This is a genomic window from Syntrophomonas sp., from assembly GCF_028707975.1.
GTDB lineage: Bacteria > Bacillota > Syntrophomonadia > Syntrophomonadales > Syntrophomonadaceae > Syntrophomonas.
The window spans coordinates 5,442-16,670 of the sequence record NZ_JAQVZX010000045.1; the positions used below are offsets into that span (position 1 = coordinate 5,442).

Annotated in this window: 8 protein-coding genes; 3 read left to right on the forward strand and 5 right to left on the reverse strand. The window is 45.0% G+C overall.

What is annotated here, in order from left to right:
• Position 1: 1 nt before the first annotated feature.
• Positions 2 to 652 (reverse strand): acetate uptake transporter, encoded by a 651-nt coding sequence (locus tag PHP87_RS07280; RefSeq protein ID WP_299920000.1) that lies wholly within the window; start codon positions 650 to 652, stop codon positions 2 to 4.
• A 633-nt stretch (positions 653 to 1,285) separates the two neighbouring features.
• Here PHP87_RS07280 and PHP87_RS07285 point away from each other — a divergent pair.
• Together PHP87_RS07285 and PHP87_RS07290 are read left to right on the forward strand one after the other, a co-directional pair.
• A complete protein-coding gene (locus tag PHP87_RS07285; RefSeq protein ID WP_299920001.1) occupies positions 1,286 to 3,124 on the forward strand; it encodes an acyl-CoA dehydrogenase in 1,839 nt (612 codons plus the stop codon).
• A 730-nt stretch (positions 3,125 to 3,854) separates the two neighbouring features.
• The gene (locus PHP87_RS07290; RefSeq protein ID WP_299920002.1) at positions 3,855 to 4,343 is read left to right on the forward strand and encodes a MerR family transcriptional regulator; all 489 of its coding nucleotides are present in this window, start codon (positions 3,855 to 3,857) and stop codon (positions 4,341 to 4,343) included.
• 20 nt (positions 4,344 to 4,363) lie between these two features.
• Here PHP87_RS07290 and PHP87_RS07295 read toward each other — a convergent pair whose 3' ends face one another.
• From PHP87_RS07295 to PHP87_RS07310, 4 genes are all read right to left on the reverse strand, one after another.
• Positions 4,364 to 6,067 carry an Hsp70 family protein gene (locus PHP87_RS07295; RefSeq protein WP_299920003.1) on the reverse strand — a complete coding sequence of 568 codons (1,704 nt, stop codon included), beginning with the start codon at positions 6,065 to 6,067 and terminating at the stop codon, positions 4,364 to 4,366.
• A 301-nt stretch (positions 6,068 to 6,368) separates the two neighbouring features.
• Positions 6,369 to 7,982, reverse strand: coding sequence for a hypothetical protein (locus tag PHP87_RS07300; RefSeq protein ID WP_299920005.1), 1,614 nt, complete (start codon positions 7,980 to 7,982; stop codon positions 6,369 to 6,371).
• On the reverse strand, positions 7,982 to 9,481 hold the full coding sequence (locus PHP87_RS07305) for a hypothetical protein (protein ID WP_299920006.1): 1,500 nt from the start codon (positions 9,479 to 9,481) through the stop codon (positions 7,982 to 7,984). Before PHP87_RS07305 ends, PHP87_RS07300 begins: the two co-directional genes overlap by 1 nt.
• Positions 9,478 to 10,176, reverse strand: coding sequence for a hypothetical protein (locus PHP87_RS07310; protein ID WP_299920008.1), 699 nt, complete (start codon positions 10,174 to 10,176; stop codon positions 9,478 to 9,480). Before PHP87_RS07310 ends, PHP87_RS07305 begins: the two co-directional genes overlap by 4 nt.
• A 430-nt stretch (positions 10,177 to 10,606) precedes the next feature.
• Between PHP87_RS07310 and PHP87_RS07315 the strand changes: the two genes are divergently transcribed.
• Positions 10,607 to 11,229, forward strand: a 623-nt coding sequence (locus tag PHP87_RS07315; protein WP_299920010.1) for a YiiX/YebB-like N1pC/P60 family cysteine hydrolase, incomplete at its 3' end; no start/stop codon positions are given.

Sequence of the window (11,229 nt, forward strand, 5' to 3'; positions counted from 1 at the left end):
ATTATTTCTTAAGCTGGGCGGCTTTTCTGGCCAGGGAGCCAAAGGGCGCACCCACAGGTAATACGGTAAAACCGTAATGAGAATTTAGCACGGTTGCAGCAGAGCCGTAAAAAGACATTATAGCAATACCCATTTCAGAATAGGCGGCCAACTCATGCCAGGCTTCCCCGCCTAATCCCAGGGTGTGCATAAAAAGCCCCAGGAAAAGCAGGTCAATCAAGAAAAATATTATAAACAGAACCTTGTTGGCACCTGCAGCTCCAACCGTCATGTATACGGTAAAAATAAAGTAACCCAGGAAAGCAAAGCCCAGCTGGTGAATATCGGGAGTGATTCCTGCGCTCATGCCTATGGTTCCGTTGGCCATCATCCAGGTCATAGCTACGCCAAACCAGAAGAAGCCATATCCACAGAAGGCGGTTGCTCCGAAAGTATTATTGTGTTTATAGTCCATGAGCCCGGCCACAAACTGGGCAGTGGCACCTAAGAATATAGCCCAGGGGATAATAAAGGCTGTCCCAGTGGTAATACCGAGCTTTTGGGAAGATGCTACCAGGGTTACCATCGCCAGGCCCAAGAGCCCTAGTGGTGACGGGTTGGCAACCAGTTCTTGAATGTGCCCGCTTACATGTATTTCGTTTGAATTTGACATGACTACCTCCTCGTATTTTGCAAAATTTTGAGTTTACCCTAAATAATCAGCCTGGATCCCCCTTTCCTTCATAATTGAATACAAAAAGACAACATTTTAAATTATTCAACACAAGTTGCTAAAATCCTGTTAGGATTGTGATGTTTTTCTTTTACTAGTCCTTCACATCTCATACTGCCTGAAAGTAGCTGGATTATTTCAGGAAAAGCCTGTCACAACACATTCTTTCAGGAAAACCAGGAACAATTTCCGGGAGACTATGGTTAATAAAAAATTATTATTAAAAAAAAGGGATTTAGCACAAGAGATTAGAATATAAAAGATAACTAAGTTTGTCCTATTTTTTAATTCTATATTTCTCCAGCTCCTCCATTAGGATTACTGCTGTATTATATATAGCCTTCAAACAGGTATTATGTTTGGCCCATATAAGATCACAGTGTCCAGTCGATTAAAGTGGAGGACTTATAATAAGCTTAGGGAGGTGATTAGAAAGTCGTCTTGCTGTAAAAGGACTGTTAATGGGGGTTATTTTCTAGAAAAGAACCTGGGTTAGTAAGGAAGATATCTATAAGGGGGAAACTATAAAACTAGAACCTCTTGAAATTATTAGAAAATGGAGGGAATATAAACATGGCTGCTAATTTTTCGATTAACAATTTTAGAGATTTTGAATTTATAATGGGCGAATGGTTGCCTACCGAACGCGTTTTCAATTACCCGCAGTTTGCGGATTATTATTCCAAAGATGACATTAAGTCAGTTCTGGGACCGATCCTGAAGATGTGTAAAGAAGTAATTGAGCCCACCAATGATGATGGTGAGAACAACCCGATTAAATTTGAAAATGGAAAGGTAACCACACCACCTACCTTCGGGCCGCTTTTCCACCAACTGCAGAGTGAAGGCTGGGGAACCAGCAACATCGACAATTCCCCGGATGCCATGGTAATGCCGGAAATGCTGCATATGGCGGTTTGGGAACTGATTGGAGCTGCCAACCCCACCTTTATGCCCTATGTCTTGCTGACCACTGGAGCTGCCGATCTGATTCAGAGTTTTGGCGATGAGAAATTAAAACAGATGTTCCTGCCGAAGATGATGGATGGTACCTGGTCGGGGACCATGTGTTTGACCGAGCCCAGCGCCGGCTCCGATGTTGGCGACATTCTTTCCAAGGCTTATCCTACGGATAACCCGCGCATTTTCAAAATCAAAGGGAACAAGATATTCATAACCGCTGGAGACAATGACTTTACCGATAACATTATTCACCTCTACCTGGCCCGCGTTGAAGGTGCCAGACCTGGCACAGGAGGAATATCCCTCTTTGTGGTGCCCAAATACTGGGTAAACGAAGATGGCAGTCTTACTGACAATGATTTCCAGACAACCGGTGTAGAACACAAGATGGGTCAGGCCGGTTCCGTTACCGCTGCTCTGGCGGCTGGTGAAAACGATGGCTGCCGCGGCTGGTTGCTGGGCAATGACCCGCGGGAAAACGAGGGTAAAGGCCAGGGCATGGCGCAGATGTTCCAGATGATGAACCTGGCTCGTATGGAAACCGGCCACATGGCCTTGTCCTGTATAATAAACGCCTTTGGCAATGCCCGGGATAATGCCAAGGAAAGAGTACAGGGGCGCCTCTTGACCAATCCCAAGGCTGGACGCGTAGCTATAATCAACCATGAAGACATCAAGCGTACTTTATTGATGGGCAAAGCGCATATTGAAGCTATCCGGGCCATGATGTACCGGGTTTACCTGGCTTTTGACCTGAGACAGCGCGACCCCGATCCGGAAGTCAGAAAAGCTGCCAATGACCTGATTGAAATAACCACCCCGCTCTGCAAAGCTTATCCTTCTGATGAAGGTTGGTGGCTTATCAGTGAAGCCATTCAGTCTTATGGCGGATATGGCTACTGTGAAGAATATCCCGTATCTCAGATAGCCCGCGACATGAAGATCTACTCCATTTGGGAAGGCACCAACTACATCCAGTCCATGGACCTGGTGGGCCGCAAGATGCAAATGAAGGGTGGATCCCTGTTCGGAGCTTGGATGAAGGAAATGGTAGACTTCTGTGAGGCCAACAAGGGCAACGAATCATTGGCCAAGGAATTTGCTATCCTGGATCGGGCTTTGAAGGCTTACCAGGAAATGTTGAAAGTCTATGCCGGCTATGCCAAGACCAACTTCAGCCTGGTTCCCCTTTATTCCCGCCGGGTACTTACCATAACCTCGCAGCTGTACTGCGGACGCCAGATTCTTGACCAAGCCATCCTGGCAGACAAGAGGGCCAAGGAAGTAGGAGCGGATCATTATGATTACAACTTCTACATTGGTAAAGTAGCTTCCGCCAAGTACTACCTGCATAATGTGGTACCTAATGTATGGAGCGTTTGTGAAATCGTTATGGATGGAGATTCCTCAGCACTTGAAGTTCCCCTGGAAGCATTTGAATACCTATAAGCCAGGGAGCGGGCAACGCCCTGCTTAAAGGAATATTCTTTGGGAGCATGCAAAATAGCAAGAATAACCAAGAAAACGAAAAAACCCAAAAGCGCCCTCGCAACAGCGGGGGCGCTTTTTGGGAAGGATGAGTAAGGATGGCAGGGGGACGGGGTTGTTGAAAACTTTTCAGCGTAAATCATAGAAATCAGCATCTTTCAGCGTCAAAAAGTTTTATTTTCTTACTAAACCCCCATGCCCGCAACCTTAATAGTGACATCCGCAGGATGGAACACCAGGAGTACCCGCAACCTTAATAGTGACATCCGCAGGATGGAACACCAGGAGTACCCGAAGGGTGCAGGGTGCAGGGTGCAGGGTGCAGGGTGCAGGGTGCAGGGTGCAGGGTGATTCACGCAGATATATATCAGAAGGACCGTCCCCATGATATGTTTTCTTACTACGCTAAAAAAGAAGCCGTCCTTATAAAGGGACGGCTTTGCTCATATACGGGTTATTAATGGTCGTTTATGAGCATATAAATTGGGAAGGGAAAGTAAAGCTTCACAATAAAGTTCACAGCGTTTAAGAATGAAGTTGATTATCAAGTTAACAATTATGCTTGCTTAAACTGCTCTTGATATGCTGCTTAACAAATACTTCTCAGGCTGAAAAGGCTATTATTTCAATGTTTCCGCTTTATTGTTCAGGCTAATAACAATTTATGAAGTAAGGGGAGGAAAGGTTACAAGTGCAGGAGATATATTATAAGATTAGTGAGATTTCAGAAATACTGGGAGTTGAGCAATATACCCTGCGTTACCTGGAAAATAGCCTGGGTCTTAAAATTAAGCGCAATGAGCGGGGCGACCGGCTATATAGCGAATCTGACCTGGAAACCCTGAAGTTGGTACTGCAGCTAAAAAATAAGGGACTTAATACCACCGCTATCAAGATGGCCCTGGAGAATATTGAAGAGACAGAAGAAAAGGCTCTAAGCCCGCTGGAGAATAAAGGCCAGGGTATGATGGAAGTAGTTACCATGGCTAAAAAAATCGTGGAGCAAAACCAGACCCTGCTGGAACAGAACCGTAAACTGGAGCAGCGTATGGAAAAGCTGGAACAGAAGATAGATAAACGTAATCTGGAACGGGAAAGAAAAATAGATGAATTTCTTGAGCTCTGGAAAACTGAGCAAGCCCGGGGCAAATCCTGGCTATCCCGGATTCTAAGTAAATAGGAAAACGGAAGACCCTTAGCTTATTTGCCGGGGTGGGTAAAAAAATCGAGGAGATATAATAATTTATAGAGGGTGGTTTTACTATGGTTGTAATACGGTTTATTAACTTTCTCCAGCCTGCTTAAATGTTCCCCGAAATCTTCTGCCAGGTGGGGGTTAGAATGGCTATCGGCTATTAATTTCTGTATTTCTTTTTGTCTGGCCAGCAGTCCTGATAAAATGTTGGAGTCTACCGGAAGGGTTCTGGTAGCTGATAAGGCCTCCCCGCTTTCAATCCGGGACTTTTTTAAATCCAGGTATAGCTCTAAATAATTGTGAAGTTCTTGGCGCGGACCTTCCCATTGCCAGACCATCTCCTGTCCGCTGAATCTTTCCAGGTTAACCTTATTATCTTCTTCCTCCACTTCATAAATGCGGAATAAAACCGAGTCCGGATCTGGCGACAGGTTATAAACAGAATCAACCGGCAGGGAGAAAATAGGATAGCGTTTTTCTAAATCCAGCTCTAAATTAACCGTATCAAAAGGAACTTTCTCCAGTATATGGCTGCTGCCATCGGGTCCCATTCGTTCAATATAAAATGTAAAAGGATAAATACTCTTGATACTGATACCATCATTTTCCCAGTGGCATAGTCCCCGCAAAACATAGAAAGACGGGTCTTCAGGGCATATAACCTTAAGATGGGGAAAGATGCTGGCGATGAAGTCCTTGAGCCCCCTGGTCTGGGAGGCTCCACCCAGGAGGAGGACGGCATCTATATGCCATTTATCAGCGGAAAAAAGATGCAAAGCCTGCGCCCGTAATTTAACCTGTTCTTCAATGTAGTATTTTAAGCGTTCGAAAATCGGCTCCAGCCTGCTTGCCAGCATTTCTGCTGTAATCTCCATTTTTAGCGAATACCCGGCATGGAAATCGGGGAAATCCAGGTGGTAGTGTTCCTCTTTGCTTAATTCGATTTTTATCTTCTCTGCCAGCTGCCGGAGGCGATTATATTGGAATCTATCATGCGAGGAGGTAAATTTTCCACTATAGAATTCTCGTGGAAGCCTAAGCCCGGTCTGTATGGTGAAGGCTGGAAAAAGCAAGTGCTGTAAAATAGCCTGGTCGATTTCCGAACCGGAGAAGGCATCGTGACCGATTTGAAATTGGGTTTCTACCAGCATTTCCCTCTTATCATGGGCCAGGGTTAAGAAACTGAAATCACTGGTCCCTCCGCCGATATCAATGCTCAGGATGTCTCCTTGCAGGGGAAAGAGAGGATGAAGCAAGTTGTACCCCAGGGCGGCTGCCAGCGGTTCTGGCAATAGAAAAACCTTTTTCACGCCAAAGGCCTGGCGAGCTGCTTCCAGCAGAATACGGCGAGAATTCAAACCAAAATAGTTGGGAACCGAGATATATAGAGATTCTGCCTTTATACCCTTGCTCTCCAGGTATTCCTGTTGCAGGAAGCGAAAAAAAGCCAGTAACAAATCAGGCAGGCTATAGGAACCCAGGGTCAGGGAAGCCTGTCTTTTTAAAGCCAGCTTGAAAAAAAAGGCGGTCTCTGCTCCGGCTTCATCTATCCTCAAGGCCAGGGGACCAAAGCAAAGTCTGCGCTGCGAGGGCAGGTAAGTAGCCACCGTGGGGATTTGCCCCTCGTTTCCCAGGAGAGTTATAAACTCCCCATTATGTCGCAGGCCTAGCTTGGTATATGAAGTTCCGAAATCCAGCCCCAGTTGCATTACTTATGCTCTCCATTTCTAAATCACGCTTTGGCTCCATTGCAAATATTTTACTTGTGATTCTACTGCAAAAACCCCTTTTGTTGCATAAGGGTTGCATAAATATACCAGGCGCTGGCGAAGCCTGATTCGGAACGACACGGGGGTCGTTCCCTACACACCCTTCGGTCACTTTTAATGTAGCACCCTGTCGGGCACTTCTGGTGCTCCCTGCAGTCGCTATTAAGGTAGCTGAGCGGTATATTTATGCACGTTAATGCATATTTATAACTTTTTGCAGTGACATCACTTGTGGCTATTATCATTCCGAGACTGAATCTACAGGCCCGGCACTTACCACAAAAAAGGGAATAAGCTCTTCCTGCAAATCATCAACCTTAAATATGAAGATGTCACCTTCCTCTTCGAGTATAAGGTTAGGTCGTTCTGGCGAAACCCTGCTGGCAATCTGGTACTTGTCCAGCAGGTAGAGAAATTCCTGGGGAAATTCCTGGCCTTTTTGCAGGTTTATTTTTTCCACACGGAGGGAGAGGTCTTTCCAGGAACGGGAGAGATTGCGTGGTGCCAGGAGCCTCTCCAGGTCAGATCTGAAATTAGCCATCCACTCCTTATGTTGGGAAAGCAAGGCCGCCAGCTGTAAATAGCTTTGCTGTATAGCCTTGCCATAGTGCTGTTTTTCCTTTAAGAGCTCAATATGGTCTTTTAAAGAGGAAAGTTCCAGTCTGGCCCGGTAGAGGGCAGAGGCCAGGGCAGTGTTCTGATGGGAGCCCAGGCTGCTTTTGGCAGTAGAAATAGCCGGATAGCTGTCGCTGATAATCTCCTGGGAACGCTCTAGAAAATAAGCCATGTCCATTTCTCCCCGGGCAGGAAATTCTTTAATAAGGTGGTTCAAGCTTTGCCAGCTTTTAGAAATATTTTCTTCCAATTCTTTAAGATTTAGATTTAACGCTTTTATATGGCAATAATCCATCATAGCTGAAGCTCCAGCCCCAATGTTCTTGTTTTCGCCTTCGGATGCCAGGGCTTTTGTCATAAAAAGTAAGGTATCGCTCAAGAACAGCTGCAGAGCTTTGACAAACCGGAGGATCTCACTGTTCTTCAGGGAAATCAGGTACAAATCAAAAAACTCCAGTTGTTGGGTATGCCAATAGGCGGGATAGGGTTCCATAAAACTAAAGGAAGGGAGAGCTTGTTCTTTGAGCTCCCGATACTCCTTGGAAAATTTCGTGATAAACCTGGCGGCCTTCCTGGGCAGGCTTTCTTGATTTTCCAATAAATCCAGGAGGGCGTTGTTCCAGTAGTGAATGCTCTTCATCCACTGGTAATAATAATCCAACTCTTCGGGGTTATCCCGGTCAAGTTTAAGAATATATATTAGAATAATGGAGCTGCTTTCCCGATTCAATGCGGCCAAAGCCTCCTTATCCTGCTCTAGCTGCTTTATCTGGTAAAGGAGCTCATTCACATAGCTGATGGCGTCCCCGGCCTTTTGCAGGCGGTAATAAAGCTCAATCCCCCTTTCTTTTTCTTTCTCATCAATAGATTCCAGGGCCAGTAAACAATTTTCCTGGGCCTGCTGCAGGGAAAAGTCGAGGCTTTTTACCTGATTATAAAGCCGGGCATAGCGCTGTAAATTGGCCATTATATCCCTTTTTATCGCATCTTGCTGGCGTTTGAGTTTCAGTAAGCTGGCCAGTTCCTCTTTAAGCTCACTACGATAAGCGGGGAAAAAATGCTCATTAAAACTGCGATAATAGAAAGAATTGAGCTCATACAGATGGTTCTCCATTTTTTCCGGCTCGCCCTCTTTCCAGGCCTGAGCTCCGCTTACGGTATTTATCTCCTGGAATAATTGTTGGAGGAAGGATTCCAGTTTATCCTGAAAAAAGTCAAGATTGATTTCCAGCTCTTTCATTACCATACCCCCGCAAATTGGCCTATTAATATTTCTCTTAGTGTTGATTTTGCCTTCTTTCGAAAAAGTTCAGGACGAAAGCAGAGCTCATTATTTAAGCCCTGTTTATCGTAATCATCTAGAAAAGTGAGTATTTTCTGAGCTTCTGCGCGATCACTGGCCGGAAGCAGTGGTCCCAACTGTTCCAGCAGGGAAGGATTCATAAATAATGAGGAGGGTAGCCATTTCCACAAAGCGAGATATCCGGCCATAAGTCTTTGTGCAAGTTGCTGTTCCATATCCAGGGCAAAATGCAACTGCAAGAAGCGCAGGTATTCTAGGGTAATAAAAGCCTCGTGGGGCAGCGAAGCCATTTTTTGTTCAATAAGCTCCTGGAGCTCCATCAACCGCTCAGGGGAAAGCCCGGAATCTGCTTCGTTGGGCAGTAAAAGGGGAGGCTCTGCCGGGCGGTATTTTCGTACAGGGCTTGATTTGATAATTATATCCCATTGGGGATATTGTAGAACTCCCTCGAGACCCGCAAGTACGGATTCATAGATAGCAAGATACTGCAGGGATGCTGTGTCCGGCAAGATACGGGGGAAAGCATGCTGGTAAATGTTTTTAGCTCTGACCAGGCAGTCCGGCAGCCCAAATAGAAGAGAATATATCGGTATAACGCGTCGCAGTACTTTATGAAAGTGACGGTAAATGTTCTCATCATCCAGTACTTTAACCAAACGGTTTTTTTGTTGGTAGTCTTCGTATACATCCAATAATATAGCCAGGCTATCTTCCGGCCAACCACATTGAAAAACCAGCTCGGCAGTCTCCAGCAAAGATAAAAAACGCGGGGCCCCATAGGGCTCCGTAAAATGCTCCGGGGAAGTGGCTTCAATACTATCAATCGCCTGTACAAATAGCTCTATTTTATCACCAAAGATACTGGGATAAAGATTATTTTTATAAAGCTCCCGCTTAATAGCATAATAGTTTTCCTTCCGGCTTTGTTCTAACTCTTCCTCTCTTAGCTTGATAAGCTCCCGCAGCTCGGGACTGGCCGTACGGGCGGCAATATAACCGCAGGCCTCAGCATCTAAAGTATTGATTATAGCCCTAAACTTATCCTTAAAGCTCTCCTGATAAATTTGGATCAGGAAAAGCAGATTTCTCTTTTTGATTCTGTTACTGCTGAGATACCAGGGCAGATAATCTAAAAAAGCCTCCAGGACATAGCGTGGTGAATCCAACATCCATTGCAAAACAAACATAAGATGCATATTCTGAAGTAGTATATTGAAGAATTGCTGTTGCTGCCCGGAAAAATACATAGAGCGCAAGAGAAAATCCAGTTCCTCTGCCTGCTTGATCAGCACTCTTTGCGGGTTTTTCTCCAGATTCCTCCCTCGTTGACGCAGCCGCAGTTCTTCCTGCCAGAAGGAGAATAAATCTGGAGAATCCTGAATACTTCTATAATTTTCGAGAATCAAAGGCCAATCATTATAAGCCATTAAACTCATCCTTTACCTCCATAAAAGACCATATTCAATAAGCGACAGGCGTTTCTAGCCCTTATTTCATCGGCCTGGCTCAAAAAAATAAAATAATAAATGGATTTTTCCCGGTTAGTAAAAATACCTCCCAATCGGTCTGCGGCCAGGAACTCGATTCGGTCGGAAACCGCTTTAGTACCGCTTAAATAGCGGTAGCTCTGTAAGCGGGTAACAAATGAGTAGCGACTGAGACGGTCAAAATGAGCTTTAAGGCCCACTTCTTTATAGGGGTTGCCATCTTCAAATTTACAGACCACTTCGTTTTTCCGTGCTGCCGGGAGTTGACTTACCAGCTCCTGGTTATTATCCAGGAAATTCAATAGAATTGATAGGGAGAGGCTATCTGCCGGCTGAGTAAAGCTATACTGCAGATAAGGATGAAGTTCCGGTGGAAAAAGCTCCATAGCCAGCTGATGTTCCTTTAATTTGGGCAATAGTTCAGGCTTTTCCATAAGCAAGTTAAGTAAATGGTCAATTCCCTGGGCAAGGCGCGGCAGAAATGTGGAGTAGTCCTGATAAAGCAAGGGGGCATAGCGTTCATAAAAAAGCCCATATGACTCCGGTGATTTGTCCCGCAGCTGTTCAATATATACCATCAAACGCTGGTATTCATCTTCACCCAGCTTTTGCCCCTGATCCAGTTTGCGCAATATCCCTCTCATTTAAATCTACCATTTCGCTTTTTTAAGCATCGGAAGAAACTGCTTAAGCAGTTTCAACACAGCGCTGCAACGAGGTGGGGAATTAGAACCCGCCGCCTGTTTTGTTAATAGGCGACCGCTTAGCACCCTGCGGGCACCACTGATGTTCGCTTCGCTCACTATTAAAGAAGCGGGGGATATATTTCACCTCATTATATTATTCTATCTTAAAGTGGCATTGACATAAAGGGAAGCGGCGTTTTTCCTTCCACTACAAATTTATGATAGGCTATAGTTGTTGCTATTTTATCTTTGATTTTACTGCAAAAAGTTATTAATATTCATTGGATTGTATAAATATACCGCTCGCCAACGCATGCTTTGTATATTTGTGCAACCCTTATGCAACAAAAGGCGTTTTTGCAGCGGAGTCATCTTTTCGGAGGGTAAAGTGTCCAAGAAAAGCCGATATCAGAGTTGGATTAGCTTATTGATATTTCCCAGCTTGACCATCATCCTGGCTTTAAGTATTGTGGCGCAAAACCAGGCGGTTTTCAGCAATAGTGATGCGGTCATGTACACTTATCTAAAAAACGCCTGCCAGGGCCAGGCCGGATATGCTTATATGAGCAATTGCGGAAATAATATCTCTTTTACCGAATTGGAACCGGGTGATATTTTGTTGGGAGGCTACCCGGATTGCGCTTATGGCCGTTTTTCCCATGCCGGCATTTACCTGGGAAAGGGAGAAGTAGCAGAAGGCTATGTTGACCTGGGGATTACTATCCAGACCCTGGATCATTATAACAATTATAGTGAGATATGCCTGCTTAAAGTTAAGGCCCCCCAGGATGTCAAGTTGAAAGCCGTTGACTATGTTCTACAACAGGAAGGGAAAATATTTTATCCGATTGCCTTTAATCCTGGAGACAGGTGGTGGAATTGCAGTAAAATAATGTGGAAAGCCTATTATGAACAAGGAATCAATCTTACCCCGGAAGCTGATTTTTGGATAGCACCCGATGCCTTTTACCAAAGCCCGCTGGTTGATATTATTGCTGAAGAGGGATGGTT